The sequence below is a fragment of the Rhizobium sp. BK008 genome (assembly GCF_014197345.1).
Lineage (GTDB): Bacteria > Pseudomonadota > Alphaproteobacteria > Rhizobiales > Rhizobiaceae > Rhizobium > Rhizobium anhuiense.
On record NZ_JACIFK010000001.1, the window covers coordinates 1,031,601 to 1,058,533 of the forward strand.

At 61.1% G+C, this 26,933-nt stretch carries 26 protein-coding genes and 1 pseudogene; 11 read left to right on the plus strand and 16 right to left on the minus strand.

Annotation, left to right across the window (positions count from 1 at the left end; genetic code table 11):
• The first annotated feature begins 55 nt into the window (after positions 1-55).
• Positions 56-322: a hypothetical protein gene (locus FHT69_RS04970; RefSeq protein ID WP_028758639.1), complete on the plus strand. Its 267-nt coding sequence runs from the start codon at positions 56-58 to the stop codon at positions 320-322.
• Between the two features lie 21 nt (positions 323-343).
• Here the strand turns inward: FHT69_RS04970 and arsK are convergent, their stop codons facing one another.
• The 7 genes and pseudogenes from arsK to FHT69_RS05005 all read right to left on the minus strand — a co-directional run bounded on the left by arsK (position 344) and on the right by FHT69_RS05005 (position 4,377).
• Positions 344-1,576, minus strand: a complete 1,233-nt coding sequence (gene arsK, locus FHT69_RS04975; RefSeq protein ID WP_047610330.1) for an arsenite efflux MFS transporter ArsK — start codon at positions 1,574-1,576, stop codon at positions 344-346.
• Positions 1,573-2,298, minus strand: coding sequence for an arsenical resistance protein ArsH (arsH, locus tag FHT69_RS04980; protein WP_183905007.1), 726 nt, complete (start codon positions 2,296-2,298; stop codon positions 1,573-1,575). The genes arsK and arsH overlap by 4 nt, the downstream gene beginning before the upstream one ends.
• Entirely contained in the window at positions 2,273-2,701 is a 429-nt protein-coding gene (arsC, locus tag FHT69_RS04985) for an arsenate reductase (glutaredoxin) (protein ID WP_183905008.1), read from the minus strand. Before arsC ends, arsH begins: the two co-directional genes overlap by 26 nt.
• The gene (locus FHT69_RS04990) at positions 2,701-3,405 is read right to left on the minus strand and encodes an MIP/aquaporin family protein (protein WP_183905009.1); all 705 of its coding nucleotides are present in this window, start codon (positions 3,403-3,405) and stop codon (positions 2,701-2,703) included. Before FHT69_RS04990 ends, arsC begins: the two co-directional genes overlap by 1 nt.
• Entirely contained in the window at positions 3,402-3,845 is a 444-nt protein-coding gene (gene arsN2 / locus FHT69_RS04995) for an arsenic resistance N-acetyltransferase ArsN2 (RefSeq protein ID WP_183905010.1), read from the minus strand. Before arsN2 ends, FHT69_RS04990 begins: the two co-directional genes overlap by 4 nt.
• 95 nt (positions 3,846-3,940) lie before the next feature.
• Positions 3,941-4,024: pseudogene (locus FHT69_RS34765) on the minus strand (arsenate reductase ArsC); the annotation flags it as partial.
• The gene (locus tag FHT69_RS05005) at positions 4,021-4,377 is read right to left on the minus strand and encodes a helix-turn-helix transcriptional regulator (protein ID WP_183905012.1); all 357 of its coding nucleotides are present in this window, start codon (positions 4,375-4,377) and stop codon (positions 4,021-4,023) included. The pseudogene FHT69_RS34765 and the gene FHT69_RS05005, both read right to left, overlap by 4 nt.
• A gap of 42 nt (positions 4,378-4,419) precedes the next feature.
• On the opposite strand from FHT69_RS05005, the gene FHT69_RS05010 reads away from it, so the two are divergent.
• The 5 genes from FHT69_RS05010 to FHT69_RS05030 all read left to right on the plus strand — a co-directional run bounded on the left by FHT69_RS05010 (position 4,420) and on the right by FHT69_RS05030 (position 8,978).
• The gene (locus FHT69_RS05010; RefSeq protein ID WP_183905013.1) at positions 4,420-4,944 is read left to right on the plus strand and encodes a DUF6428 family protein; all 525 of its coding nucleotides are present in this window, start codon (positions 4,420-4,422) and stop codon (positions 4,942-4,944) included.
• Positions 4,945-5,073: 129 nt separating this feature from the next.
• Complete coding sequence (locus tag FHT69_RS05015) at positions 5,074-5,577, plus strand: DinB family protein (protein WP_183905014.1); 504 nt, start codon at positions 5,074-5,076, stop codon at positions 5,575-5,577.
• A gap of 19 nt (positions 5,578-5,596) precedes the next feature.
• Positions 5,597-6,211, plus strand: coding sequence for a TetR/AcrR family transcriptional regulator (locus FHT69_RS05020; RefSeq protein ID WP_183905015.1), 615 nt, complete (start codon positions 5,597-5,599; stop codon positions 6,209-6,211).
• A 418-nt stretch (positions 6,212-6,629) separates the two neighbouring features.
• The gene (locus FHT69_RS05025; protein WP_047610313.1) at positions 6,630-7,460 is read left to right on the plus strand and encodes a response regulator; all 831 of its coding nucleotides are present in this window, start codon (positions 6,630-6,632) and stop codon (positions 7,458-7,460) included.
• Between the two features lie 186 nt (positions 7,461-7,646).
• Positions 7,647-8,978 carry a diguanylate cyclase gene (locus tag FHT69_RS05030; RefSeq protein ID WP_183905016.1) on the plus strand — a complete coding sequence of 444 codons (1,332 nt, stop codon included), beginning with the start codon at positions 7,647-7,649 and terminating at the stop codon, positions 8,976-8,978.
• Between the two features lie 139 nt (positions 8,979-9,117).
• Here FHT69_RS05030 and FHT69_RS34770 read toward each other — a convergent pair whose 3' ends face one another.
• The 7 genes from FHT69_RS34770 to FHT69_RS05065 all read right to left on the minus strand — a co-directional run bounded on the left by FHT69_RS34770 (position 9,118) and on the right by FHT69_RS05065 (position 17,656).
• Complete coding sequence (locus FHT69_RS34770) at positions 9,118-10,137, minus strand: GlxA family transcriptional regulator (RefSeq protein WP_003540607.1); 1,020 nt, start codon at positions 10,135-10,137, stop codon at positions 9,118-9,120.
• Between the two features lie 294 nt (positions 10,138-10,431).
• Positions 10,432-10,632, minus strand: coding sequence for a hypothetical protein (locus FHT69_RS05040; RefSeq protein ID WP_064653046.1), 201 nt, complete (start codon positions 10,630-10,632; stop codon positions 10,432-10,434).
• 321 nt (positions 10,633-10,953) lie between these two features.
• Positions 10,954-11,601, minus strand: coding sequence for a MarC family protein (locus FHT69_RS05045; RefSeq protein WP_183905017.1), 648 nt, complete (start codon positions 11,599-11,601; stop codon positions 10,954-10,956).
• Between the two features lie 107 nt (positions 11,602-11,708).
• Positions 11,709-12,122, minus strand: coding sequence for a hypothetical protein (locus FHT69_RS05050; protein WP_183905018.1), 414 nt, complete (start codon positions 12,120-12,122; stop codon positions 11,709-11,711).
• Between the two features lie 52 nt (positions 12,123-12,174).
• Positions 12,175-14,331, minus strand: a complete 2,157-nt coding sequence (locus FHT69_RS05055) for a mechanosensitive ion channel family protein (RefSeq protein ID WP_183905019.1) — start codon at positions 14,329-14,331, stop codon at positions 12,175-12,177.
• A 48-nt stretch (positions 14,332-14,379) separates the two neighbouring features.
• Positions 14,380-15,693: an alpha/beta hydrolase gene (locus FHT69_RS05060; RefSeq protein WP_183905020.1), complete on the minus strand. Its 1,314-nt coding sequence runs from the start codon at positions 15,691-15,693 to the stop codon at positions 14,380-14,382.
• Between the two features lie 142 nt (positions 15,694-15,835).
• On the minus strand, positions 15,836-17,656 hold the full coding sequence (locus FHT69_RS05065; RefSeq protein ID WP_183905021.1) for an adenylate cyclase: 1,821 nt from the start codon (positions 17,654-17,656) through the stop codon (positions 15,836-15,838).
• Between the two features lie 146 nt (positions 17,657-17,802).
• Here FHT69_RS05065 and FHT69_RS05070 point away from each other — a divergent pair, with 146 nt between their 5' ends.
• From FHT69_RS05070 to FHT69_RS05080, 3 genes are all read left to right on the plus strand, one after another.
• On the plus strand, positions 17,803-18,060 hold the full coding sequence (locus FHT69_RS05070) for a hypothetical protein (RefSeq protein ID WP_183905022.1): 258 nt from the start codon (positions 17,803-17,805) through the stop codon (positions 18,058-18,060).
• A 151-nt stretch (positions 18,061-18,211) separates the two neighbouring features.
• Positions 18,212-19,318 (plus strand): HlyD family secretion protein, encoded by a 1,107-nt coding sequence (locus FHT69_RS05075; protein WP_183905023.1) that lies wholly within the window; start codon positions 18,212-18,214, stop codon positions 19,316-19,318.
• Positions 19,308-20,336: a DUF2955 domain-containing protein gene (locus FHT69_RS05080; protein WP_183905024.1), complete on the plus strand. Its 1,029-nt coding sequence runs from the start codon at positions 19,308-19,310 to the stop codon at positions 20,334-20,336. The genes FHT69_RS05075 and FHT69_RS05080 overlap by 11 nt, the downstream gene beginning before the upstream one ends.
• 132 nt (positions 20,337-20,468) lie before the next feature.
• On the opposite strand, the gene FHT69_RS05085 is transcribed toward FHT69_RS05080, so the two are convergent.
• Both FHT69_RS05085 and FHT69_RS05090 read right to left on the minus strand, forming a co-directional pair.
• Positions 20,469-21,329, minus strand: a complete 861-nt coding sequence (locus FHT69_RS05085) for an SDR family oxidoreductase (protein ID WP_183905025.1) — start codon at positions 21,327-21,329, stop codon at positions 20,469-20,471.
• 124 nt (positions 21,330-21,453) lie between these two features.
• On the minus strand, positions 21,454-24,168 hold the full coding sequence (locus FHT69_RS05090) for an MGH1-like glycoside hydrolase domain-containing protein (protein WP_183905026.1): 2,715 nt from the start codon (positions 24,166-24,168) through the stop codon (positions 21,454-21,456).
• A 397-nt stretch (positions 24,169-24,565) separates the two neighbouring features.
• Between FHT69_RS05090 and FHT69_RS05095 the strand changes: the two genes are divergently transcribed.
• Positions 24,566-25,927 (plus strand): DUF3300 domain-containing protein, encoded by a 1,362-nt coding sequence (locus FHT69_RS05095; protein WP_183905027.1) that lies wholly within the window; start codon positions 24,566-24,568, stop codon positions 25,925-25,927.
• 20 nt (positions 25,928-25,947) lie between these two features.
• Positions 25,948-26,904, plus strand: coding sequence for a DUF2950 domain-containing protein (locus tag FHT69_RS05100; RefSeq protein ID WP_183905028.1), 957 nt, complete (start codon positions 25,948-25,950; stop codon positions 26,902-26,904).
• The last annotated feature ends 29 nt before the right edge of the window (positions 26,905-26,933 follow it).

Here is a 26,933-nt window from a genome sequence, read left to right on the forward strand (position 1 = left end):
GCTGCCGGGGGCAGCACCGATCGTTCGAGGGGAGGGCGCGCCAGCGCCGCCGCACATGATGGCAAGATTTGCCGCCGTTCTGCTTGTCCCGCTGCTTGCCGCGCCCGCGGCTTATGCGGCATCCGTTACCAACACCGATCCGGCGGCCGTCGTGCTCGTCATCACCGAGAGCGGCCAGCGCGTCGAGGTTGTGGTCGATGCCGGCGCTTCGGAAAGCCTCTGCCCCTCCGGTTGCTTCATGACGACGCCCGACGGCGACCGCATCGGACTCGACGGCGGCGAGACGATCGACATCGTCAAGGGCTCGGCCGTCGTCAAGTAGCGGCTGCACTGATTGATGCGCTCAAGCTTCTCCGGGATTGGGAACCGCTTCCGACCGGGCAATCGGGCGCGTCAGCCGCAGAATGGCGAAGAATGCGGCGACGGCGACGGTGCTGAGCAATGCTGCGATCGACAGTGACCATGATACGCCGAGACTGCCCATCAGGAAGGCGAGTGCGAACGGCGCCATCGAGGCGACGACGAGACGGACCGACATGATTTGTCCTTGCCGCCGGCCGTAGCCATCGCTTCCGAAGAGCGCGAGCGGCAAGGTTCCGTAGACGATGCTGTTAAGGCCCGAACCGAGGCCGAAGACGACTGCAAAGACCAGCGCGCCGGGCACCGAGGGTGCGGTGGCGATGAGGATGACAAGGGCTGCCGGCAGCAGGACGGCGCAGATGATCGCCAGCATCACTTGCGACAAGCTCTCACCAAAGACCATGTTGATGAGGCGACTGAGCACCTGTGACGGGCCGAAGAGCGTTCCGACCACCACTGCCATGGCGCCGAGGCCAAGTGCCGACATCACAGGCACCATGTGAACCAGAAGTGCCGCGTTCACGAAGCTCTCCAAAGCAAAGCCCGTCACCATCAGGATAAAGGCCGGCCGGCGCACCGACGGCTGAAGGCTCGGCTCGACGTGTTTTGCGGCCGCCTCTCCGGTCCGTTTCCTGGTCTCGCTGACGCCACGGGAGAGCCAGGCGTGAAGGGGAAGGCAGATGGCGAGATGAAGCGCGGCGAAGATCAGATAGACATTCTGCCATGACAGATGCGCGTGTAGCGCCGTGGTGATCGGCCAGAAGATGGTCGAGGCAAAGCCGGCGATCAGCGTCAGGTAGGTGATGCTGCGCTGAGCAACCCGTGGCCTGATCTGCACGAGCAAGGCGAAGGCGGCGCCATATTGCACCAGGTTCGAGGCGACCTCGATGCCGATCAATGCCGCGATAAAAGCGATCTTTCCCGGTGCGAAGGCGCAGGCGATAAGGGCGGCTGCGGCAATCGCCGAGCCCGATGTCATGATCCTGCCCGCGCCGAAGCGATCGATCCATGTGCCCATGAGCGGTGCGGCCAGGCCGCCGATCAGAAGCGCCGCGGAGAGGGCGCCGAAGATCCATTCCGATGACCAGTTGAGATCACGGGCCATGTCAGGGGCGAGGATGCTGAAGCTGTAATAGAGGCTGCCATAGCCGATGATCTGCGTGAGCCCGAGTGCGGCGATGGCGGCTAACGGCGGTCGTTCGGCGCTGATTGTCATAGGGACCTGAGGCTGACGCGCTGTTCGAGCTTTTCGGCTTCCTCTTTCCGTTCGCTGTAGCGGTCGGTCAGATAGTTCGAGGCATCACGGGTCAGCAGTGTGAACTTCACCAGTTCCTCGCAGACGTCGACGACGCGGTCGTAATAGGATGAGGGTTTCATACGGCCGTTCGCGTCGAATTCCTGGAAAGCCTTGGCGACGGAGGACTGATTGGGGATCGTGATCATCCGCATCCAGCGGCCAAGGATGCGCAGTTGGCCGACCGCGTTGAACGACTGGGAACCGCCGGAGACCTGCATCACCGCAAGCGTCTTGCCTTGTGTCGGCCGCACCGAGCCAACCGACAACGGAATCCAGTCGATCTGCGCTTTCATGATACCGCTCATTGCGCCATGACGTTCAGGACTGACCCAGACCTGGCCTTCCGACCATGCCGACAATTCGCGCAGTTCCTGAACTTTTGGGTGGCTCGCCGGTTCCTCTTCAGGCAGCGGCAGACCTTCGGGATTGAAGATCCGTACCTCGCAGCCGAAATATTCGAGCAGCCGTGCGGCCTCCTGTGCGAGGAGGCGGCTGTAGGACACTGTTCGCAGGGAGCCATAAAGGATCAGGATGCGAGGCTTGTGCGTCGAGGACGTCGGCCTGAGTGCATCCATATTCGGCTGATGCAGATGCATCGGAGATGCTGCGGGCAGATCAGACAATGCGCTTGCCTTCGGCATCGAGCACCTTCTCGCCGTCCTCTTTGGTGAAGGCGCCCTTATGCGTTTCCGGGAGGATTTCGAGGACAAGTTCCGACGGCCGCGACAGGCGTGTGCCGAGCGGCGTGACGACGAAGGGGCGGTTAATCAGGATCGGATCTTTCAGCATGGCGTCGAGAAGCTTGTCGTCGGTAAGGTCGGGGTTGTCGAGGCCGAGCTCCGCAAAGGGCGTGCCCTTTTCGCGGATCGCCTCGCGAACACTCAATCCTGCATCCGCAATCATCTTGATCAGTTGTTCGCGCGACGGCGGGTTTTTCAGATATTCGATCACATTGGGCTCAATGCCGGTGTTCTGGATCATCGCGAGCGTGTTGCGCGAGGTGCCGCATTCCGGGTTGTGATAGATCGTCACATCGATAGTCATCAGGCAGATTCCGTCTTGGTCAGGGTTTCAGGATTGCGGGATTCCATCAACAGCCATCCCGCGAACATCAGCGCCAGCAATGCGCCGAGGATTTCAGCAACGAGAAAACCCGGTAGATCGATCGGGCGGATGCCGGAAAATGTGTGCGTCAGTGATCGGGCAATTGCGACCGCGGGATTGGCAAACGACGTGGAAGCGGTAAACCAGTAGGCGGCGGTGATATAAAGGCCAACCAGCCATGCCACGGCATCGGCGCGAAAGCGAACACCGGCGAAGATGACGAAGACGAGGCCGAAGGTTGCCGTCAATTCGGAGAGCCATTGTGCGCCGCCGGTGCGCATGGTTTCCGAGGCCTGCAGCAGGGGAAGAGCGAACATGGCATGGGCGAGCATCGTTCCGGCAATGCCGCCGACGATCTGCGCGGCGATGTAGGCCGGAAGGGTAGAGGCGGGCAGCTCGCGCCGGAGCGCAAAAACCAGCGACACCACCGGATTGAAATGTGCACCGGAAATCGGGCCCAAGATGGTGACGAGGACGACAAGCACCGCCCCTGTCGCCAGCGTGTTGCCGAGCAGCGCAAGCGCCGTATCGTTCGTCAGGCTGTCCGCCATGATTCCCGATCCGACGACGGTTGCCACCAGCAACAGCGTGCCCAGGGCTTCGGCGGCAAGTCGTCGAGACAGCGGAAACACTGGCGCGCTCATGCCGGCAGGCTCCGGACCATCAAGGCGGCGGATGCCGGGCACAGGCTTGCGGCCTGCCGCGTCGTCAGGATGGCGCCGGGCGCATCATCGCGGGCGATCGGAGGAAAACCGAGCGATTGAAAGAAGGGGGCGGCCGTTTCAGTCAGCACATAGGCAGCAGCCGCACCTTTCTTATGGGCCTGATCGAGCAAGGCAAGGGTAATAGCATGGCCGAAGCCAAAGCCTTGCTGATCGGGCTGCACGACAATGGAACGCAGGAGTGCGGCCTCGCCATAGAGTTCCAGCCCGCCGAAGCCGACCGTCTGGCCGCCACGCGAAAACCGGTAGAAGCTTCGGCCGGGGTCTGTGAGGTCATCGACCGGAAGCCCGGCGGCTGCGAGCACGGCACGAAGTTTGTCATCGGGCCCTTCCAAGGCCTGCTGGTTCAAATCGAAACCCATCAGCCGGCCTTGGACGGTTTTGCTGTCGTGCCTTCCATGGCGCCGATCTGATGCAGGTGCGATTGAAGCGCGAGCTTGTCGATCGAGGAAAGAGGCTGCAGGATCGATTCCGCCAGGATCGAGCGGGCAGAATTGCCCGTGCAGAGAAAGAGCACATTGTAAACGCGATCAGTGGTCATTGCAGTATCTCCTTCCCTTTTGGCGCACAGCAGGCCGCGACCTCCGCGGCAGGGGCACAGATTTCCGGATGCCCGGAGCAGCAATCTTCCATCAAGAAGCGAACCAGGCCACCTAGCGCCTCGTAGTTCGCGGTATAAATGATCGACCGGGATTCACGCTGCTGCGCGATCAGCCCGGATCGTTCCAGTTCCTTCAGATGGAAGGAGATATTGGACGGCGAGACCTCCGCCTTCTCCGCGATCGCGCCCGCCGCCATACCGCCGGGACCCGAAACCACGAGCATACGGACGATGTGCAGGCGGGTTTCCTGCGACAGTGCGCCGAACGCTATGAGGGCTTGACGTTGATCCATATTTCAATAATCCTTGAACTGTTGAAGCAAGGATTAACTGATATGAAGATCATCGACAACAGCAAAATTCAAGAGAACGACATCGATCTCGGCCTGCTGCTCGAGATGCTTGGCGGCGCCAAGGATTCTCCGCTGATTTTTTATTACGACGGCAAGCCGGTAAAGCCCGGCTATCATGTCACCGAGGTCAAGGCGGGCCAATTCTCAGGCCTCGACTGCGGCGCCAATCCGGAGGCATGGGCGGAGATCTTCATCCAGCTCTGGGACATCGAGGAAGGCGACCGCACACATATGCCGGCCGGCAAGTTCTATTCCATCATCCGCAAGGTGACGGAGCATGTGCAGCTCGACGGTTCGGCCAAGCTCACCTTCGAGGTCAGTGACGGCGTGCGGCCGATGCAGCTCTATTGCGCGGCGAGGCCGATTCTCGGCGCCGGCGCCGTGCATGTCGAGCTATCGCCGCGGCCGGCAAGCTGCAAGCCGCGCGATCGCTGGCTGGCGGAGGAAAGCAGCAGGGCAGCCGCCTGCTGCGGTCCGGCCGCGGCAAAGAGCGGCTGCTGCGCGTAAAACTCATGAGATCGCGGTAGAGCAGAGGTAGCAGTGAAATCGGCATCGAATTGACTGACCACCAGTCAGTCGTGTAGATAAAGGTTGCCGGTTGAGGCCGGCGCCGCCATTTCACACCCGGAGATCGCAATGAGTGCGCAGACCCTGTTGAACTCTCTGTTCCAATACAAGGCCAGCGTCGACGATGAGCTTCTCGATGCTTTGAACGCGCTCGAGGCTGACGCGCCGTCCGACGCGTTTCGGTCGGCGCTTCGCGTGCTCAACCACGCTCATCTCGTCGATCGCATCTTCGTTGCCAATCTTCAGGGGCTGGGTCATACCTACGCGGCGAGCTGGAGCAGCGAAACGCCGCCTTTGGCGCAGCTGTCGGCCGATATCCGGGATACCGACCGTTGGTATATCGATTATACCTCGCGGATCAGCCTTCAGGAAATGGAGGGGGTCGTCGACTTCACCTTCACCGATGGCGGACGCGGGCGCATGTCCCGCGAAGAGATGCTCGCCCATGTGGTGACGCATGGCGGTTATCATCGCGGTGAAGTCGGTCGCCTGCTGCCTGATATCGAGAGCACCGCAATGCGCGACGTGTTTACCAGCTACCTGCACAGGACCGATCCCGCGCGCCGTCAATGAGAGTGGAGCAGTCCCGTCGATGCCGGCCGATCCTGTTTCAAAACCGAGAACCAAGCCCGCCGAAGAGCGGCGCGACGAGTTGATGATCGCGGCCGAGCGGCTTTTTCTGGAAAAGGGCCTGGAGCAGACGACGATCGAGGAGATCACGACGGGGGCCGGGGTCGCCAAGGGCACGTTCTACCTGCACTTCTCCTCGAAGGCCGATGTTCTCCAGGCGCTGCGCGCCCGTTTCGTGCAAAGCGTGCTGGATGGCATCGTCGCGGCGATCGAAGGACGAGGGCAGGAGGATTGGCACGGCAAGCTGGCAGCCTGGTCAACGGCATGCGCCACCGGTTATCTCGATGCGGCCGAGCTGCATCATCTCGCCTTCGTGGCCGCCCCCCCCGCAACGAAGGAAGGACTTTCGCGCAACATCCTGATCGACCATCTGAACGAACTGCTTGCCGCTGGCGCTGGCGAGAATGCCTGGTCGGTCGACGATCCCGGCTTCACGGCGGTGTTCCTATTCAATGCCCTGCACGGTGTGGTCAATCAGCCCGGCATCGGCGAGACGCCGGCTGCCCGCGCCCAATTGCTGCCCGCGATCGAGGCGCATTTCCTGCGCTCGCTGGGCTTGCCGTCAGGTATGGATTAAGCGCTGGGCATCCAGGTATGGCCCCGGAGGGCACTTGCCACATCCGGCGTCCACCCGGTCAGGTCGTGTTGAATAGCCTGGGCTCCATTGCTGAGATCTGCACGAGGCAACGAAGACGCTTTGGAAAGCAAGGCGGAAATCCTGTCGCAAGTCCGTCCAGCTCCTCTAATGGCTATATTATGAGGGGAACAAGCTGCGGCATGGCGATCCTCGTAATGTGACGTTGTCGGCGAAAGCCCGTTCGATGCCGAGGGTGCGGTGCTTCGCGCCTGATTTCTTAAGCATATCTGCAGGAAATCGGGCGCGGTCCCATAGGGCCGCTTCTTCGCGTCATATCCCGGCGCGCTGATTAATAATTATTCAAATCAATTGATGTATCGATTTGATCCGGGGACAGATTTTACATCAAAGGTTTGCTATGGCGTTTCTAGGTATTTCGGGGATGCAATATTCCGGGGAAATGTTTGCTGGCGCGCGCATTATTGTCGCGGAAGATTCCAACGTATTCACCTCGATGATCAGCAAACGCCTCAAGGAGCTGTTCGACATTGATGTCGAGATTTGCCGCAGCTTCGAGGATCTGCAGTTTTCCTACGACAAGTCTTCCGATCCGATCACGCTGGCGATCTCGAACATCAATCTACCCGGCGCCGAAAACGGCGAAGCGCTCGAGTATCTGGTCGATCTTTCCATCCCGACCATCGTCTTTACCGGCACCTTCCACGAAGGCATGCGCGACAAGCTGATGGCCAAGGACATCGTCGATTATATCCTCAAGGACAATATCTTCGCCGTCGACCTTCTGGCGGAATCGATCTGCCGGTTCCTGACCAATCATCGCCACCATGTGCTGATCGTCGACGATAGTGCGACGGCGCGCGCCCTGCTGTCGAGCCGGCTGAAGCGTTACAATTTCCGTGTGAGCGTCGCCGAGAACGGCGGCAAGGCGTTGGAGATCCTGAAGGCCAATCGCGATATCGGCCTGATGATTACCGATTACAACATGCCCGACATCGACGGCTTCGAGCTGACGCGGCGCATCCGCTCCAATATCGGCTCGCATGAGTTGCGCATCATCGGCGTTTCCTCTTCGTCGAACCGGCTGCTTTCGGCACGATTCCTGAAGGCCGGCGGCAATGATTTCATGTTGCGTCCCTTCATCGACGAGGAGTTCTACTGCCGCGTCAACCAGAACCTCGATACGCTGCTGCAAATTCAATCGATGCGCAAGGAGCGGGCGGTTGCCTGACGGCTCTTCCGGCATCGGTATCGGCAGGGGGCCGGAGGCGACTGTCGGGGACAGTCGTCGAATTTTTGCAATTAGAGGTAATGTCGCTTTCATTTGTCCCCTTCACGCGCATAAGCCTCTCGGCTATCGTCCGCCCCGGGGAGAGGGCCGAGTCGAGCCCGTCGGACGTATGGGGGAATAGCGGCTGTGGCGTTTCAAGCGGATTTTCAGCGAGATGGCATTGGGCTCCGCTCCGGCGGGCTAAAAATACTTCTGGTTGAAGATTCCCGGATGTTTTCTGCCGTGCTCTGTCACCGGTTCCAGACCGAGCTCGGCCTTGCCGTCAAATCCTGCCCGTCACTGAAGGCTCTTCGCAAAGAACTTGCCGAGGACGGTCACGGCTACACCATGGCCGTCGTCGATCTCAACCTGCCGGATTCGCCCTATGGCGAGGCGCTCGACTGCACGATCGAGCACGATATCCCGGCGATCGTCTTTACCGCGACATTCGATCTCAACACGCGCAACAAGATCATGGAGCGCAATGTCATCGATTACGTGCTGAAGGACAATGAATTCGCGCTCGACAATCTGGTCGCCACCGTCCGGCGGGCGATCTCCAACCGCAAGACGCGGGTCCTCGTCGTCGACGATGTCGTCTCGGCGCGCCAGGTGCTCGTCGACCTCCTGAAGGCACAACAATATCTCGTCGTCGAGGCAAATTCGGGGCTCGAGGCGCTGGCAGCACTCGAGGCCTACAGCGATATCGAGCTCGTCGTCACCGACCACCATATGCCTGATATGAGCGGCTACGAGCTGACGCGGCGCATCCGCCATCGTTTCGGTTCGGACAGGCTACGCGTCATCGGCGTTTCCTCCTCCAACGACCGAATGCTTTCGGCGAGTTTCCTCAAGGCCGGCGCCAGCGATTTCGTCTACCGGCCCTTCGTCGCCGAGGAGCTGCAATGCCGCATCGCCAACAATGCCGAAACGCTGGCGCAGATGCGGCAGCTGAGGGCGGCGGCGGCCTGCGACTATCTCACAGGCCTCTATAACCGCCGCTATTTCTACGACAACGGCCCGAAGCTGGTGAACGAGTGCCTGCGGCTGAAGGTGCCGAGCTCCGTCGCCATTCTTGATATCGACCATTTCAAGCGGCTGAACGATACCTATGGTCACGAGATCGGCGACAAGGTGCTGAAGGCTGTCGCAAACAGGCTGTTCACGATCTTCGAGGGCAGCGACAATCTTCTCTCGCGCCTTGGGGGCGAGGAATTTGCCATCCTCTTCCCGCAGATGGATTCGGCAGCCGCGACCAAGCTCTGCGACGAGATCCGCTCGGACATTTCACGGCTGAAGGTCACGGCCGACGACGAGGAACTCGGCGTCACGATTTCGATCGGCATCGCCGAGATCGGCGGTTACGAGACCTTCGAGAATTACCTCAACGCCGCCGACCAGTTTCTCTACATGGCCAAACACCGGGGCCGCAACCAGGTCTTTTCCGACGCCAGGATGACGGAAGAGGCGGCGCAGTAGCGCCTCCGGGGCGGGCCAAGCCGCCGCCCTTAATTTCAGGTGGCGACGATCTTTTCGCGTCAGGCGAGATTAGCTTTTTAATGTCTCAAGCGGCGACGGCTGTCTTATTGTCTCAAGCGGCGACGGCCGTCTTATTGTCTCAAGCGGCGACGGCCTGGCGAGCGGTCGCCATGGTCATCTTACGCTCGGCGCGCTCCTGCTGCGGCGAGCGGTGGTAGAGTTCGCGATAACACTTGGAGAAATGCGAGGCTGAGACGAAGCCGCAGGCGACGGCAACCTCGACGACCGGCATCGAGGACTGCACCAGGAGGTGGCGCGCACGGTCGAGCCGGATTTCCAGATAGTAGCGGGCCGGCGAGCGGCCCATCTCCTGGCGGAACAGCCGTTCGATCTGGCGGCGCGAGAGGCCGGCGCCATCGGCGATCTCGATCAGCGACAGCGGCTCGGCGAGATTGCCTTCCATCAGTTCGATGATCGATAGCACCTTGGCGTTCTGCACCCCGAGACGGGCGCGCAGCGGCAGGCGCTGGCGGTCGTGTGGGTTGCGCACACGGTCGGTCAGGTGCTGCTCGCAGATGCGGTTGACAAGGCTTTCGCCAAAGTCCTCGCCGACGAGGTTCAGCATCATGTCGAGCGAGGCGGTGCCGCCGGCGCAGGTATAGAGATTGCCGTCGATCTCGTAGAGATCGGCATAGACCTCTGCCTGCGGGAAGGCTTCCGAAAAGCCCGGCAGGTTTTCCCAGTGGATGGCGCAGCGCTTGCCGTTCAGGAGGCCGGCCTGGGCAAGCACATGCGCGCCCGTACAGAGGCTGCCGACGGCGACGCCGCGATTGTAGCATTCACGCAGCCAGGCATTGACCGACTTGTTGTTGAACTGCTCGACATCGATGCCGGAACAGACGAGCACCATGCCCGGCCGGTTTTCGCCGCCGAGATGACGGCGCTCCTCGGCAAGCGAGGAATTGGCCTCGACGCCGATGCCGCAGGAGGAATAGACCTTTTCTCCATCGACGGAGGTCAGCCGCCAGGTATAGGCCTGATAGCCGAGCATGCGATTGGCGATGCGCAAGGTGTCCACGGCTGCCGAAAAGGGCAGCATAGTGAATTGCGGTACCATAAAGAAGACTACCGAACGCTTCTTGATCTGCATCCTGTTCATAGCGAAATCCATGCTCGAGGGGCGATGACACATTCGTTGCTCGGAATGCGTCGCGCCGATGTCCTGAAAGCGACACTGGCATGGAAAAATGCGGCCGGGAAGAGCAAATATGCGAAATCGCCGACGATTTGACCGATCAAACCGTCGGAATGGCCCCGGGCAAGCAGAAGACAGGCTGATAGGCGGCTGAAATTCAATGTTGAAAATGGCTTAGGAATGGATGGTCAGATCACGAAAAAGGCGGCGTTGCGTGGTGCGGACGCCGCCCTCATCTTGGGAGGAATGTCGCATTCATTACATGGTCCGGTGTTTGTTGTCGTCCGTGCTCGGCCAGCCGATGTCCTTGCGGATGTCGAACGGCATCGCTTCAATTTCGCGAGCCGTCTGCCAGCGGGTCCAGGCGAGGGTGAGCTTGCGGGCATAATGTGCCAGATCGAAGCGGCCTTGGCCGGAGGTGAGGGACTTACCACCACCGCGATAGGTGAGCGTGGTCATTTTCCGGTTCCTTTCTAGGGTCAGGGGCATGGTCGTCATTGGGAGGTTCGTCCATGTCCATGATCACAATATGGGCCCTAGGAACTCATCATTCAAACGAATAGAACTTATGGATAACATCAGAGATATTGAATGATGGCGGCGAGCCGGCGGTCGATGGCGACAGTCCCGACACCGACCTTAATCTCCAGGCTTTCCGCTCAGGGAGGATAGAAAATTCGCAGCTAAGCATGACGCCGAAAACCGAGCGGCTTTCGGCTCTATTCTCTTGATTTAAATCCGGGTCAATTTTAGGCCAGCCCGGTCCAAAATCATCCGCATCTAATGCGCGGCGGTCGGGGTGATGATGCCAAGATTTCCCAGCCCGGCGACGATCAGCTGGACTGCGACTGCCGTCAGCAGAATGCCGAAGACGACCTCCGAGACGATCATAGTGACTGGCTTCATGCGCTTGGCGAGCTTGTCGATGTTGGTGAACACCAGATAGTCGAATGCGCCGACGATCAGAATCAGAGCGGTGACGAGTATCGCGCTGGCGATCGAGACGACTTCGCCGGAGGAGATGATGATGACCGTGATGCCGACAGGATTGAGCAGGTAAGGGACGGCAAGCGGAAATACAGCCAGCTTGTCTGGATCGACGGGAGCCGCAATGTCGTCATGCGGCTTCTCTGTCGGTCCTGATGCCATCTTGATGGCGATCAGCGCGAGGATGATGCCGCCGGCGACGGCGACCGCGCCACCCGTGATGTGGAGAAGCCGCATCAGCAGAGCGCCGGTGGCGAAAAGGATCAGCGCCGTGACGACGGCGATGAGAACCATCTTGCGGCCGATGCGCGCCTTAGTTTCAGTATCGAAGGCGTGGGTCTTTTCCAGAAACGGCACCAGAGCGATCTTCGGCCCGAGGCCGATCAGAAGCAGCAGCAGAAGTTTTCCGACGAGTGCGGCATCGATAACTGTGAAATCCATGGAACGTACCCTCTAGAATTTGTGACGCGAAAATCGAGGCCTCCCCACTTTGGGGAGGGTGGTGAAGAAGAGAACCGAACGGACTCGCCAGTCTTTCCGCGAGCCGCTCAGTGCGGGCATACCTCCCAGAAACCCGTCGTCTTGGCGGGCGAGGTGTAGTACCAGCATTGACCAGACTGAGGCGGCGTACCTGCCAACGAAACGGCAGCAGCTCCGGCAACGAAGCCGATGGCAGCACCCGCGGCGATGGCAGTACCCGGACGCCAGTAGCGGCGAGGGGCGACGACCACGACGCCGCGCCGGACGGGCGGGCGAACGGCAGGGCGGTATGCCGGACGGGCGCGTCCGACTGCAGCGCATCCGCGCGGCCCGCAGGCCGCAGCACCGCAGCCTCTCGGGCCGCAGGCCGCCACGCCTCGGCCTGCGGCTTCGGCCGTCGCCGGAACGAGAAGGGGTGCGCAGACCATCATCAGCACGGCAAGTGTCGAAAGCATGTGCGATAGGATGACCAGGATCTTCATTTCATTTCCTCCCATTGCTCGTGTCTTGTTTATGGCTTGGAGAGTTTCGCCTTCAGGCCGGGTTCGCGGCGGTCGCCGCACTCTGCGCTGCGAGCGTCTGCTGGGCAGCGGCTGCAACAGCGTCGTCCTTTCCGCCTGAGACCTGGACGGTCGGCACGGCGAGCTTGATGCCATTTTCGTTGAACGCCTGATGGATCATCCGCAAGGCCCGCCGCTTCAGCGTGAACTGCTCACCCGGAAGCGTCATGACCTTCATCCGCAGAAGCAGGCCGGAGTCGCCCAGGCTGTCGATCCCCTGCATTTTCAGCGGCTCGATCGTGGTCGGCTTGAACTCCGGATCCTCGAACAGCTCCAGGCCGATCTTCTTGATGATCTTGCGGGCCTTCTCGATGTCGGAATCGTAGGTGATGGTGATCGTCATCTTCTCGATCACCCAGTCGCGGCTCATGTTCTGGACGGCTCCGAGTTCACTGAACGGGACGATGTAGACCGCGCCGCGGTGGTGCCTGAGCTTGATGGACCGCAAGCTGAAGGATTCGACTGTGCCCTTATAGCTGCCGCTCTGGATATATTCGCCCACCCGGAAGGCGTCGTCGAGCAGGTAGAACATCCCGCTGATGACGTCCTTGACCACGGTCTGTGCCCCGAAGCCGATGGCGACGCCGACCACGCCGGCGCCGGCGATCAACGGGCCGATTTCGACGCCGAGCGACGACAATGCCATCATGATCGCGATGGCAACGAAGAGGATCATGAGGAAATTGCGAAGGATCGGCAGCAGGGTTCTGAGACGCGTGCGCCGCCGCTCCCGTTCACTGCCGATTTCGAGGACGGCTTCGGTGTCGCCCAGCTTGCGATCGATCAGCACTTTCACAACACTCCAGGCGAGATCGACGATCAGGAGAATGATCCCAGCGCTGAGGAGGCCGCGCACGAGGCGTAGAAACGGCGAATCCTGCATCGTCATCTGCGTGAGCCTGATATCCAGGGCGTCCGCAAGCAGAACGATCGCTCCGACGATCAGCGCTGCCCTGATACCGCGCTCGACGATCACCGAGATAACGGTGCCTTTCTTGTGGCCGTCCTCTTCCTCAGCGGAAGAGCGCAGAATATTGTTGACCGACGCCTTGGTGAGGGCGATGGCCCCGGGCAGGGCGGCACAGACCACCGCGATCCAGAACAGCTTCATGGCGCCGACCACCCATAGCAGCCAGACGGCGACGAAGTAGACCGTCCAGAGCCAGTTCCGCGCGCGCAGGCCGATCCGGCTGGCTTGGCCGGCAGTCAATCGGGACGGACGTCTCCAGACGGCTTCGATGCCGATGACGAGGAGCACGAGGCCGAGGGAATAGGCGACGAGTTGCCGCGCCGGAACGGAAAAGCCGAGGGTGCCAAGCAGGCGGATGGTCACCCAGCCAAAGGCATACCACCCGACGAGATAACCCAGGCGTTTCGCCCAGTGGCCGGCGGCATCCTTGGTGATCGGAACGACACGGAACCGACCCTCTTCCTCCGCCCGTGGCGCCAGAATCACGTCGAAAAACGCGCTTGCCAGACGGAAGACGACGATTGCGAAGAGATAGCCGACGACGATCTCCCTGATGACAGGCGGCCATTGGAACAGCAGGAAGAAGCCGATGCTGCCGAGGCCGAAGGAAAGGACGTAACATGCCGCCCACAGAAGCCTCGCGGCCAGCACGATCACCCTCTCGCGAACCGTGGCAAAGGGCGCGCGCGCCATCCATGAGCGCCAGCCGGCGCTGATCCACCAGAATAGCCATTGTGCGGCCAGCCCGACGGCGACAAAGGCGGCGACCAGGAAGATCGGCCGTGTCCCGCCGTTCGCCTGGATGTCACGTTCGAGCACTGCCGCGCCGCGCATCGTCTCCAGGGGAAAGGACTGGATGGCGCCGAGAAGACCGGAGGCGTGGGCACGGAAGCGCATCGCGAATTCCGAGAATGAAGGGTCCGCGTTCGGGGTTTCCGAGGGCGGCTCCACCGCGGTCTTGGCTGCTTGCGACTGCTGCTGCAGGAAGCGCTGGACATCAGGATCCGAGAACATCCCGATAAAGCGCTGGACGCTTTCTGGTTGCGGGCTTGCAGGCGTCACGCCCTGCGCCACGGCAATAGAGGCACAAAGGAGAACGGAAGCCACGGCGGCCCCCGTGAAAAGCGGTCTAAATATGCGGATCTTGGAAAGTAGTGACATCGTCTATCCTGATCTTAAGAACCTGTCAGTTTGCCGGGTGCTGAACCGTCATTGCCTGCACGACTCCTTCGATCGGCCTCTGGCCGTGCAGTCGGGCGCTCGCGGCTGCGTACCCACAGGACCCGTGAGGCCGCTCACCTGGCCGGCGTAGTTATCTCTGGTGTCCGCATCGACGACGGCGACCGGGGCGGCAAGGATCAGGCCGGCTGCGCTGCCTGCCGCCGCCGCTGTACTCGTCGTCGCGGCGAGGATCTTATCCCCGAGCCCGACTTTGCTGTCGGTGAGCGTCTGACCGTCAGAAATCCGCGCCCCGATCAACTGAACGACCTCGGGCGATTCCGCGAACTTTCCGTGGTTCAGGCTGTCGCCGGCCTTGACCTTGGTGAGGTCGATCACCGTGATCTGGCTGTCGGCCAGTTCCTTCTTAAAGGGCGCCTGCTCGGGATCGATGGCGCCGAGTCTGGCGACGTCGCCCCATACTCTGCGGGATACCGCGAGCGCGCGGTCGTCTCGCGAAACGAACAGGGTGAACTTCGGGTGCTGCTTGCCCATGTCGATGATCTGCTGGCGGAAGACATCGACATCCACGTCGGGCGAGGCCAGCATGACATTCTCGAACTTGGCAGGGAGGCGGCCGTTGCGGATCGCCATCTGGCGAAGCGCTTCCAGCGCCAGCCAGTTCCCCATGGAATGCGCCAGGATCGAGACTTCCTTCACCTCTGGGTCTTTGGCGAGATACTGGAAGAGAGTCTCCAAGGCGTTGCGCGTATAGTTCGTGCTCTCCCTGTCATAGCCATATGCGAGCAGGCTGCCGCGCGACGGCCATGTCACCAGCACGGGCGCACTATGGACACCGGAATCCTTGACGATCTGGGCGAAGCGATAGACGGAATCTTCGAAACGGTTGTTGAAGCCATGGATGAATACCAGCACGCTGCGGTCGCGGCTTTTCCTGACCGAGGCGCTCAGCCATTTCTTGGCGTCGTCGCGCGTGATCTCGTCAGCTTTCAAGGTGGCGAAGTCAGTTGCCGGGTTGGATGGAAGCCGCTTCGGCCACGCGACTTCGCCGATCTTGCGGACGTTCGCAGGCGGGATGGACACGGTGATGTCGGCAAAGGCGGGGGCGAGTGCGCGCTCGCCCGTGAACATCTCGCCTTGAATCGTGGAGCGGCTGCGCGTCGTGGTTACGAGCATGTCGACCTTGGTGGTGTTCGGCGCGCTATCGGCAACGGGGATGAGTACGTTCTTCGGGTGGCCTCCGCATCCGGCCAATGTGGAGAGCAGCAGCAGAGCCGAGATGCATTTCAAACCGGGGCAAAGGCTTGGTTGAATTCGGCTGTCACGACATTTTGCTGTGCTCACTGGCGTTCCTCATAGCCCTGTCAAGTTCGTACGGGCCTCGACGCCACGCGCCGCGGCGGTCGAAGTCGGCACTGAGCGAGACTATGCGAAGACGAGATGGCTTACCCGTATGATCGGGTATGTTACGGTCGGGGAGACAGTATCAGCGGGGTTGCAGATCCGAGGTGGAGGCGGTCGACGCAATTGCATCGGGATCGGGCACCGTCATTCCCGCCTTGCGAAGTCCTTCGATCAGGCGGTCCCGATCTTCAGGCCGCATGTTGCGCATCGCGAGTTCCGTTACAATGTTCGGCAGGAAGTCAGGTCGCATGCTGACGAACACCTGTCCTTCCCGACGGGCGTCGCCCATCATGCCAGCCTCCGCATAGATAATGGCGGCGACAACATGGAAGAGAGGGAACTTCTGCATGTTCGCCTGCCTGATCTCCAGCACGGCGGTCTGGTTGTCGTGGAGCATGTAGGCAGCCAGTGCTCGCGTTCCGTGATAGAAGCCGCCGCTGCCCGGATTGAGGGCGATGGCCTGGTCCAGCAGGGTTGCTCCGCGCCGCCACTGGCCGCCGATCGCAAGCCGGGTCCCGAACTCGCCCATCAGTTCGGTGTCGTTGGGGTTCGTGGCCAGCGCCTGCTCGCCCACACGAAGTGATTCAGCGAGCTGCCTGTCGAAGAACAGCGCCGTCATCAGCGCTTGAAGTCCGCGCGTATTGCTTGGATCGATCTGGGTTGCGCGCCTAGCGGCATCGAGCGCCCGCTGTATGGCTGAATCCTGGCCTGGTGTCGGATTGAACTTGTACCGGTCCTCATCGAGATAGACGATCGACAGCATTGCCCAGGCGGTCGCGTAGCTCGGAAACCGCGCGACTGCAGCCTCGAGGCAATCCCGGACGCGCGCATGCGCTTCGGCGCTCAGTTCCGAACGATAGGCATAGAAGCGCAATGTGCACTCATACGCGCCGAGGTCGTCCGGCGGCGGACCGGCGGAGTCGATCTGTGCCATGACCCCGTAGGGCTGGGCGATGGCGGTCGCGACCTTTCTGGCGACATCCGTCTGGATCGCAAACAGGTCTCCCGATGCGAGATCATTGTCATAGTTCTCCGACCAGAGGATTTCGCCGTCCGACGTATCGAGCAGCCTGGCCGTCACACGAAGGCGCTTGCCCGACGTGCGTACCCCACCTGCAAGGAGATAGCGTGCGCCGAATTCGGCCCGGATCTCCGATGCACCCACATCCGCGGGGAGGGACTTGGACGTTTCGCGGCCGAAGACTTTGATCTCCTTGAACCGTGGCAGGATGGTCATCAGTTCCTCGGTCAGGCCGGCCGTGTAGAGCTGCGCTTCCGGCCCTTCGCCGAGGTTGGCAAACGGGGCTACCACGAGGGCTGGACGATCGGGCGAAAGGCTCGAAACGCGTTCGAGCGACGGAGCGGGAGACCGTGTCCCGATCCAATATAGCGAAATAGCCACCGCAGCGAGGGCAGCGGCACCCGGCAACAACACCCGCCGTGCGCGCCGCCAGCGTCCGGGACGGACCTCGGGGGGCGATGTTTCGCCAGCGTCTTCGTCTCCAATGTCGACTGACGCCGGACAGGACCAGGCGAAGGTTGGAACATAGCCGCCTTTGGGAATGTCGATCCTGACCGGATCATGCTGCCCGGCGACGAGATAATAGCGCTCGAGCGACCGCCGCAGCCGTCCGGCCTCGATCCTGACCACCGGATCGTCCTGGGTGAAGCCCGGATCCCGGCCGAACACCTCGATCGCGATCGAATAGGCTTTGATGCGGTTGCCCCGACCCTCGAGGGTTTCCGAGACGACATAGCGGAGAAACGCTGCCGCGCGACCGACCCCTGGAAATTCAGGGCTGGAGACGACACGTTCCAGTTGCTCGCTTATATCGTCGGCTTGAGGCGCCGGCCGTGAAGAAATGGGTGCGGCAGACCCCTCTGCCGGTATCGATGTCTGCATGTCTGTCCCCAATCCCCCGTGGAGTCACGTCACTGCCAGACCGTATGTTACGGTAACATACTCCACGAACCGATCGTCGTCCATGAAGATCGGGATCTGGCACACGTTGCAGTGGCGACGTCTCGAATGCCGGTAAGGAGTGGATTATGGACGAAGGCGTGACCGCAGTCCGTCGGCAGTTTCCAGCCAGGATCACGGCGATCGACGATCTCTCTGCCCGCAGTGAGGACTTTCGGGAAATCTGCAGGGACTTTGCCGACGCCCAATCGGCGCTGCAGAAATGGAACGTCTCAACCGATCCGAAACGCAAAGAGCGCGTCGTCGAATACCAGGAGCTGATCGCCGAACTCTCCAAGGAGATAGAGGGCGCGCTTGACGCCTCGGTACCGCCAACCGCTCGCTGATACGTATGACAAGGCCGGTGGCAAGCCATCGCGAGGCGTATGTTACGGTTACCTACTTGCGTTCCATCGCCCGGCAACGACCATCGCCACAAACGTCCGGCGCTGAAACTTTGCGCTTCCACGAAACGAAACGCCTCCGAAGGATATTGCCGTGGTTTCCGAAAACTTGGACGAGCCTGCCATTTCCCCAACGCCCCGGAATCCCCTCCGCAGGATAGCGCTGATCGTCGTCCTGCTGGCGCTCGTCCTGTTCATCCTCTCCATCTTCATGGAGCGGCGGACGCCATCGACCTCGCAGGCTCAGGTCCAAGCCTATATCGTCGGCATCGCGCCCGAAGTCACCGGCCGGGTGGTTGAAGTGGGCGTCGTCGACAACTCGAGGGTCGAGGCCGATCAGGTCCTCTTTCGCATCGATCCCGAGCGCTACGAGCTCGCGGTCAGTGAGGCCGAGGCGAGCCTTGCAAGTGTCGGCCAGTCGATGGGCGCGTCAACGGCTGCTGTCGATGCGGCGCAGGCAAAGCTCGTAACGGCCCAGGTCGATCGGGACAATCTTCGTGAACAATCTGCGCGCGCCGAAGAGCTGCAAAAGAGGGGCGTGTATTCCAAAGCGCGGGCTGATTCAACCAAATCGGCTTTCGGTCAGTCAGAGGCGGCCGTCACCGGTGCTGAGGCCGAACTGGCCAAGGCCAAGGAGCAGCTCGGGCCGAGCGGAAATGACAATCCGCAGCTGCGGGCGGCTCTGGCAGCGCTCGAAAAGGCACGACTCGATCTGGTGCGGGCCACCGTTCAGGCACCCTCGGCCGGGGTCGTGACCAACCTCCAACTTACAACCGGTAAGGTCGTGTCGGCTGGACAGGCAGCCATGACCTTCATCGATACTGGCACGATCTGGATCACCGCCGCCTTCAAGGAGAACAGCCTCGAGAATGTAGCAGTCGGCAATCGGGCGGAAGTCCTTTTCGACGCGCTTCCCGGTCGGGTGTTTCCGGCGCAAGTCGAGAGCGTTGGTTTCGGCGTATCGCAGGGCAGCACGGACCCGAACACCGGATTGCCGACGATCCGTAGCGATAGCGGCTGGGTCCAGGAGCCGCAGCGGTTTCCAGTCCGGCTCATCATCGAGGAGGCGCAGCGGCCCAAGGGCGGCGTGCGCTACGGCTCGCAGGCGACCGTCGTCATCTACACGGGCGACAACCCGGTCACCAATGCCTGGGGATCGCTCTGGATCCGCATCATGTCGGTGCTGACCTATGTCCGCTGAGAGGAGCCCCGCGGTCGAGCAGCAGAAACGCAAGGGGCTTCGGGTTGCGTTCGCGGTCTCCATCGGCTTCACGTTGGCAGTCTATGCCGGGGCCATCGTGCCGTTCCTCGGTCCGCTCTTTGCCGCCCAGTTTCTGCTCGGCAATTCGCGGCCCATGCCGCTCGGCAAGACCGTCGGCGCGGCGATGGTCATCCTGATCGCCGGGATGGCGATGATGGTACTGACCAACGTGCTCGGCGACCGTCCGGCGCCGTTCCTTCTGATCCTGGGGCTAACTTATTTTGCGTGCTTCGCCGCACAGTCGACGGGAAAGGGAGGACCGGCCGTCTTTCTCGTGCTCGTCGTTTCGATCATCGTGCCTCTGCTCGGCATCCTGAACAAGGAGCTCGCCAATTCCATCCTGTCCATCCTGGTCGCCGGGGTGTTGTCGGGCGCGGTTCTGATGTGGCTGGCCCATGCGGTCTTTCCCGAGCCGTTCTCCCAGGAGGTCGAGGCGGCGCCGATCGACGAGCGGCCGCCGGCCTTGCTTCGGGCGCTGGCAAACACGGTCATCCTCTTGGGCTCCGTTGTGATCTGCCTGACGAGCGACAACCTGACGGCTGCGGCGGTCATTCCGATAACAGTGGCGTCGCTGCTCGGACAGCTCGACGTTGGCGCGAGCGGGCGGGCAGCGATGGGGCTCGTGCTCGTCAATCTGTTCGGTGGCGTGCTCGCCTCCGTCGCCTATGCCGCGCTGTCGCTGCGCCCTAATCTGCTCTCGATCTTCCTCATCGTTCTCGTCGTCGTCCTCCTGCTCGGAGGGCGCGCAGCCGCCCGGTCAAAGGACGCGCCGGTATTTGCCGGCGCTCTGACGACCTTCCTGATCCTGTTCGGCCTCGGGGTCTCGCCTCTGCCGGGGAGTGCTGCAGAATCCTTCGCCACCCGCATCGTCTATGTCGCGGCGGCCTTGCTCTACGCGCTGCTGTTTGCCGCCATCCTGTGGCCGCGAACGAGCAACGCGAAAAGGATATCGGCATGACACACTTCGCTTCGGCAGCGCCTTGAAACGTTAAAGCGCGTCGCGTCAAATCGGATTCATGCGACGCGCTTTAAGTCTTTGATTATGCAGTTCGTTATCCCAAAACCGCTGCGCACTTTTGGGCGACATGCATTAGCCGCCGGTCTCAAAACCGGGGTAGAGCGTCATTCCGCCGTCGACGTAGATCGTCGATCCGACGATGTAATCGGTGAAATCAGACGCAAGCCACACCGCCGTCCGGCCGATCTCTTCCGCCTCGCCGATGCGCTTGTACGGGATGAGCTTCATCAGCTCAGAGTAGGCTTCCGAGGTTTGCCAGGCGCTGGTATTGATTGGCGTGCGAATGGCGCCGGGGGCGATGCTGTTGACGCGGATGCGCTTTTCGGCGACCTCCTGGGCCAGGCTTTTCATAAGGAGCATCAGTCCGCCTTTCGACGCCGCATAGTTCACGTGTCCAGCCCAGGGAATGACTTCGTGGACCGAGCTGATGAATACGATCTTGCCGGCTGCCACGGAAACATCAGGCCGTACGCCCCGCCGGAGAAACTCCCGTACGGCCGCGCGCGAACATAAAAACGCGCCCTTGAGGTTGACGTTCATGACCATGTCCCATTGGGTGCTCGTCATCTCATGAAAAGGGGCATCCCTCTGAAGTCCGGCGTTGTTGACGAATGCGTCGACCGTGCCGAACTCCTCGACGGCGGTCGCGAACATCGCCTCGACCTGCGCCTCGTCAGAGACGTCGGCCGCGACCGCAAGCGCGCGTACGCCACCCTGCTGGATCTCGTCGACGACCCGCGCGGCGTCCTCTGGTGCGGTGACGTAGTTGACGACCACGTTCGCTCCGGCCTTGCCGAGAGCGAGGGCGATCCCGCGACCGATCCCGGAATTGGCCCCGGTGACGAGGGCAGTCTGCCCCTTCAGCAGATGGACCGGTGGCAGGGTTGGAATCACCGGCTGAGGCAACTGCTGGTTCTCGTAGTAGCTTTCCATGATGACCACTCCTCATTTGCCGGAGCCGAGCCGTCCGGCGTGAATTCGATCGGCGTCGCCGAGCATTTGCGCCTAGAGCATTTCCGTTTTTCTTCGAACCGCTGCGCATTTTGCTGAAATTGCTCTAGGAGGTCCTGGCGCGTTCAAGCCACGCCTCGGCGGAACCCGAGGCGAACAGATGCATCGCCCGAGCGATGAACCCGGTCCAGCCCGTCTGGTGGTTCGCGCCAAGACCGGCGCCGTTGTCGCCGTGAAAATATTCGTAGAACTGCAGGCAGTCGCGCCAGTACTGATCGTCCTGGAACCTAGCTTGCCCGCCGAACACGGGTCGTTTGCCGTCGCTTCCTCGCAGGAAGATGGCCGACAAGCGCTGGGTCAGTTCCTCGGCGACCTGATAGAGGTTCATGCGACGGCCGGAACCCGTGGGACATTCAACGGTGAAATCGTTGCCGTAGTAGCTGTAGTATTGCAGCAGCGCCCGGATGATCAGACCGTTCATCGGTATCCATATCGGGCCGCGCCAATTCGAGTTTCCGCCAAACATGCCGCTGTCCGATTCCGCCGGGAGATAGGCTACGCGGTGCTCGTGATCGCCGACCTGGAAGATGTAGGGGTGCTCATCGTGGTAACGCGACAGTGCCCTGATGCCGTAGGGGCTGAGGAATTCGTTTTCGTCGAGCATCGTCGACAACACGCAACGAAGCTTGCTCTCGTCCAGTATCGAAGCGAGCCGGCGATCGGCGTGGCCGGGCTTGCGCGGGTCATGGATGAAGGCGATCAATTCGGGGCGCGCATCGAAAAAATGTTTCATCTGCCTGACGACCTCGGGATACCGTTGGTAGAGGTCGCCCTCGAATGCGGTGGCGGCGCAAAGCGGCAGCAGGCCGACCATCGAGCGCACCTTGAGACGCTGGGCCTGCCCGTCCGGCAGGCGGAGGACGTCGTAGAAGAAGCCGTCTTCCTCGTCCCACATTCCGACTTCGTCGCCTGCGTGGATCATCGCCGACGCTATCCATAGGAAATGCTGCGTGAACTTCAGCACCATCTCTTCGCCGCCGGCACCCTTGAGAGCCAGTTCGGTCGCTATCTCCATCATGTTCTGACAGTAGAGAGCCATCCATGCGGTGCCGTCTGCCTGCTCGAGGTAACCTCCGGTCGGCAACGGCGCGCTGCGGTCGAACACCCCGATGTTGTCCAACCCGAGGAAGCCGCCTTCGAAGACATTCTTGCCGGATCGGTCCTTGCGGTTGACCCACCAGGTGAAGTTCAAAAGCAGTTTCTGGAAGGATCTCTGAAGCCAGGCGACGTCGCCTTCGCCTGACCGCGCCTGCTCCAGACGGTAGGTGAAAATCGTCGCCCAGGCGTGAACAGGCGGGTTGACGTCGCCGAAGTTCCACTCGTAGGCCGGTATCTGCCCGTTCGGATGCATATAGGCTTCGCGCAGCATCAGATCGATCTGATCCTTGCCGAAGTCGGGATCGACCATCGTCAGCGCGATCACCTGGAATGCCAAATCCCAGGCCGCATACCAGGGGTATTCCCACTTGTCCGGCATAGAGATGATGTCGGCATTGTACATATGATGCCAGCCGACGTTGCGCTGTTCGACCCGGCGCTTCGGATTGAACGGATCGACGCCGTGTTCGTCCAGCCATTTGTTCACGTCATACAGATAGAACTGCTTGCCCCACATCATGCCTGCCAGAGCCTGACGCATGACATTGGCGGCGTCGGCCGTCATCGATGGCGGCGTGATCGAAGCGTAGAACTCGTCGGCTTCGCACCGACGCGCCTGCATCGCGTCGTCGAACGAACGATCGAACATTGGCCGGACATTCTTGGATCCTGCACCCGGCGGCACGTCGCAGAGCCGCAGCCGCAACGTCCGGGATTGCCCTGCATCCACGATGACGACGTAATGGGCCGAGGCCTTGGTTCCGATCTGCCGCGGGTTCACGGCGTCCGCGCGAGCGTGCAGGACGAAGCTGTCGATCCCGTCCTTGACGAAGGGGGTAGCGCTCGGAACGCCAAACAGACGTTGCGTGTTCGTCTCATTCTCGGTGAACAGCAGTGCCGGCGAGCCGTCGCAATAGAGATATCGTGTCTCATCCGCTTCTGCCGGCTGCCCAGGGGCGGCTTTGGCCGCGATCACAGCCGGAGCGTCATCCCGCTCCACACGTTCCAGCGTTGGCTTGTCATCCTCTCCACCCCAGGACCATTTATTCCTGAACCATAGTGTCGGCAGCACGTGCAGGGTGGCTGCTTCCGGCCCGCGATTGGCAATGGTGATCTCGACAAGAATGTCCTCTGGCGCTGCCTTGGCATATTCGACGAAGACGTCGAAGTAGCGATCAGCGTCGAACACGCCGGTGTCGATCAGCTCGTATTCGAGTTCGTCTTTCCCACGCCGGCTATTGGTCTTCACCAGGTCGTCGTAGGGGTAGGCGGCTTGAGGATATTTATAGAGATACTTCATGTACGAGTGGGTCGGCGTTGAATCCAGGTAGAAGTAGTACTCCTTCACATCCTCGCCGTGATTGCCCTCACTGTTGGTAAGGCCAAACAGCCGCTCCTTCAGAATGGGATCCTGTCCGTTCCAGAGGGCAAGCGCAAAACACAGCCGCTGCTTGCTGTCGCTGATACCCGCCAGACCGTCCTCGCCCCAGCGATAGGCGCGCGACCGGGCCTGGTCGTGGCTGAAGTAGTCCCATGCATCGCCACCCTCGCTGTAGTCCTCGCGAACGGTTCCCCACTGCCGTTCGGACAGGTAGGGGCCCCATTTCTTCCAGTCGGCTTTTCCGTCTCGCGCCTCGCGGAGGCGCTGGGATTCAGCATTCATCACGCGTCCTCACGGTCACTGATAATTGGCATGCCATATCGCCTGCAAAGGAGGCAGTGGTCCGTGACCATGACTTCGTGATCAATCGGCTGAACTGAAGGAGAGGCAGGTATGGCGGCCCATCTACACTCCCGCAAAAGGCAGAGGGGAGATCCTGTACGCGGTCGAGTTAGCCTGCGCGCTGAACTCCGCTTTTGTAAGTGTGTTACTGTAACATACGTCCGAGATCAGTCCCGCGACTACGCCTGGAGCTGTTTTTGCTATAAATTTGAAGCAAAAGACGGCTTGGCCGATGTTTAGCTATCAATCCTCCCCCACTCGGAGGAGTATGCGGCGCGAGCGAAGATACAATAGTCGACAGCCTACACACCATGTCTGACCGCAAGGAGGATTTGAGATGGCTAGACCTCACGCATTGTTACTCGCCACGGGCCTATTCCTGCCTTTTGCAGGGTTCCCGTTTTCGCCACATCTGACTCTGACCGCTGCCGCTCAGGAGCCGGCCGCTTCCAGTCCCGTCGCGGCGGAAGACGACGCGCCGGCGCCGCTGAGCGAGGACGAACTGGAAATCCTGGTGGCGCGGATCGCGCTCTATCCGGACGAACTGGTTGCGCTCGTCACGTCGGCCTCGCTCTATCCACTCCAGGTCGTGGAAGCAGCCCGGTTCCTCGAAACCTTGAAGAAGCAGCCCAAGCTCAAGCCGAAGACGACCTGGGATGGCAGCATCGTATCGCTGCTGAACTACCCCCAGATCGTCACGATGATGAGCGAGGATCTGGACTGGACGCAGTCTCTCGGAGAGGCGCTCTCCTACCAGCAGAAAGACGTTCTGATCGCCATACAGCAACTGCGCGACAAAGCGGTCGCCGATGGCATCATCAAGACCGACGACAAGATCAAGGTCAGCCAGGAGAACGATAACGTGGTGATCGTCTCCGCCAGTCCTGAGAAGATCTACGTTCCGCAATACGCGCCGGAGATGCTGTATGAACCGAACTATGTGGCCGAGCCTATCGGCTACTATTCCGAGCCGTATCCGAACTACTACTATCCGACCGCCACCTTTTTCGCGGGCGTGGTGACGGGAGCGGTGTGGGCCGCCGCCGTCGACTGGAACCGCTGGGGCGTATGGGGCGGGCGCTGGAACGGCAACGTCGATATCGACTGCAACAACTGTTTGAACAACATCAACGGCAAGGTGAATATCAACGACGTCGACTGGAAGAATGTCGACCGCAGCAAGATCGGTTTCGATGGCGCGCAGTTCAACAAGATCGACCGTAGCTCTTTCCGGACCAGTATCGGGGCGAACACCAACAACAGGGTCGGAGCAAGAGGCAACGACCGTGCGAACACGGTCCGCGACAAGCCAGGCAAAGTCAGTGTCAACGATGTCCGCAAGAGCAAGATCGATGCGGACAGGGTAAATGCCGGCCGCAACAAGGCAGGCAATACCGGAGCGGCTCTTGGGGGCGGGAAGGGAGCGCAGGCTGCGCAAAACCGCAGGCCTGAGGCAAGGACGCCGAACAGGGCTGCCGAAAACGCCAGACCAGCGCCCAACGCCAAACGCCCGGTCGCAAAGCCGAAGCCTGCGGCCCGGGTCGACAGCCGGCCCAGAAAGCCGTCGGCCCTCGGTCAGGTCGACAGTGGCAGGCGCGCCCAGATGCAGTCCAACCGCGGCAGACAGGCCATGGCCGGTGGCAATCGTGGCGGCGGTAGAGCAATGCACGGCGGTGGCCGCGGCGGCGGTCGTCGGTGACCGAAAGAAGGAGGAAAGTCATGACAAAGTCAGTCAGAAACATGCTTCTGGGTTCTGTGTTCGCTCTTGCGGCTCTCGCCACCAATCCGGTCCCGACATCTGCAGCAGAGCCATCCGATGCGAGTGTCATCTCGAGCTTCGCTTCGCAGAGCGATCCGCCGGTATTCGAGACGCCGGAACAGGCCGTCGACGCTTTCAAGGCGGTCTTGGCGGCCGACGATTTCGACAAGTTCGCGGCGCTGCTGGGTATCGATGCAGCGAAAGCGAAGGCAGGCGAAGGGGTGATGGACACCTATGCCCAAATCCGGGACGGCACGAAGAAGAAGATCGTCGTGAACGACGTCGATGACCGCAAGATCATCGAGATCGGCGACAAGTTATGGCCTTTGCCATTTCCGATCGTGAAGGGCGACGATGGCAAATGGGGCTTCGACACCTATGCCGGGTTCGAGGAGATCATCAATCGTCGCGTCGGCGAGAACGAACTGCAGACCATCGACACGATGCAGGCCTATGTCGACGCCCAAAAGGAATATTCTTCAGCCGACCACGACGACGACGGCGTTCTCGAATATGCCCAGAAACTGATCAGCAGCGACGGCAAAACCGACGGTCTTTATTGGTCGCCTGATCTGGGCGAGGGGGATAGCCCGGCGGGCAACGCTCTCGAAGACAATGCCGCACTTGATAAGGCCAAGGCCGGCGAAGGTTATTACGGCTATCGCTACAGGATCATCGACAGCCAGGGACCGAACATCGCGGGCGGAGAGTTCGACTATGTGATCAACGGCAACATGATCGCAGGATTCGCCCTTATCGCCTGGCCGATCCGATATGGCGAAACCGGCGTGCACACATTCGTCGTGAACGCGAACGGCACGGTCTACCAGGCCGATCTCGGCCGGGAGACCGAAAAAATAGCTGCTGGCGTCAGGACCTTCAACCCGGGTGACAATTGGGACGTGACTTCTGATTGAACGACGGTCCCGCGTGTTGGGAACCAAGT

Excerpts from the sequence above, each read along its gene's own strand:
- FHT69_RS05010 (WP_183905013.1), top strand. The coding sequence starts at position 4,420 with ATGAAGATCATCGACAACAGCAAAATTCAAGAGAACGACATCGATCTC.
- FHT69_RS34770 (WP_003540607.1), bottom strand. The coding sequence starts at position 10,137 with ATGAACAGGATGCAGATCAAGAAGCGTTCGGTAGTCTTCTTTATGGTA.
- FHT69_RS05045 (WP_183905017.1), bottom strand. The coding sequence starts at position 11,601 with ATGGATTTCACAGTTATCGATGCCGCACTCGTCGGAAAACTTCTGCTG.
- FHT69_RS05095 (WP_183905027.1), top strand. The coding sequence starts at position 24,566 with ATGGCTAGACCTCACGCATTGTTACTCGCCACGGGCCTATTCCTGCCT.
- FHT69_RS05065 (WP_183905021.1), bottom strand. The coding sequence starts at position 17,656 with ATGCAGACATCGATACCGGCAGAGGGGTCTGCCGCACCCATTTCTTCA.
- FHT69_RS05005 (WP_183905012.1), bottom strand. The coding sequence starts at position 4,377 with ATGGATCAACGTCAAGCCCTCATAGCGTTCGGCGCACTGTCGCAGGAA.
- FHT69_RS05040 (WP_064653046.1), bottom strand. The coding sequence starts at position 10,632 with ATGACCACGCTCACCTATCGCGGTGGTGGTAAGTCCCTCACCTCCGGC.
- FHT69_RS05090 (WP_183905026.1), bottom strand. The coding sequence starts at position 24,168 with ATGAATGCTGAATCCCAGCGCCTCCGCGAGGCGCGAGACGGAAAAGCC.
- FHT69_RS05050 (WP_183905018.1), bottom strand. The coding sequence starts at position 12,122 with ATGAAGATCCTGGTCATCCTATCGCACATGCTTTCGACACTTGCCGTG.
- arsH (WP_183905007.1), bottom strand. The coding sequence starts at position 2,298 with ATGCCGAAGGCAAGCGCATTGTCTGATCTGCCCGCAGCATCTCCGATG.
- FHT69_RS05070 (WP_183905022.1), top strand. The coding sequence starts at position 17,803 with ATGGACGAAGGCGTGACCGCAGTCCGTCGGCAGTTTCCAGCCAGGATC.
- FHT69_RS05080 (WP_183905024.1), top strand. The coding sequence starts at position 19,308 with ATGTCCGCTGAGAGGAGCCCCGCGGTCGAGCAGCAGAAACGCAAGGGG.
- FHT69_RS04970 (WP_028758639.1), top strand. The coding sequence starts at position 56 with ATGATGGCAAGATTTGCCGCCGTTCTGCTTGTCCCGCTGCTTGCCGCG.
- FHT69_RS05055 (WP_183905019.1), bottom strand. The coding sequence starts at position 14,331 with ATGTCACTACTTTCCAAGATCCGCATATTTAGACCGCTTTTCACGGGG.
- FHT69_RS05015 (WP_183905014.1), top strand. The coding sequence starts at position 5,074 with ATGAGTGCGCAGACCCTGTTGAACTCTCTGTTCCAATACAAGGCCAGC.
- FHT69_RS04990 (WP_183905009.1), bottom strand. The coding sequence starts at position 3,405 with ATGAGCGCGCCAGTGTTTCCGCTGTCTCGACGACTTGCCGCCGAAGCC.
- arsN2 (WP_183905010.1), bottom strand. The coding sequence starts at position 3,845 with ATGGGTTTCGATTTGAACCAGCAGGCCTTGGAAGGGCCCGATGACAAA.
- FHT69_RS05020 (WP_183905015.1), top strand. The coding sequence starts at position 5,597 with ATGCCGGCCGATCCTGTTTCAAAACCGAGAACCAAGCCCGCCGAAGAG.
- FHT69_RS05100 (WP_183905028.1), top strand. The coding sequence starts at position 25,948 with ATGACAAAGTCAGTCAGAAACATGCTTCTGGGTTCTGTGTTCGCTCTT.
- FHT69_RS05085 (WP_183905025.1), bottom strand. The coding sequence starts at position 21,329 with ATGGAAAGCTACTACGAGAACCAGCAGTTGCCTCAGCCGGTGATTCCA.
- arsC (WP_183905008.1), bottom strand. The coding sequence starts at position 2,701 with ATGACTATCGATGTGACGATCTATCACAACCCGGAATGCGGCACCTCG.
- FHT69_RS05025 (WP_047610313.1), top strand. The coding sequence starts at position 6,630 with ATGGCGTTTCTAGGTATTTCGGGGATGCAATATTCCGGGGAAATGTTT.
- arsK (WP_047610330.1), bottom strand. The coding sequence starts at position 1,576 with ATGACAATCAGCGCCGAACGACCGCCGTTAGCCGCCATCGCCGCACTC.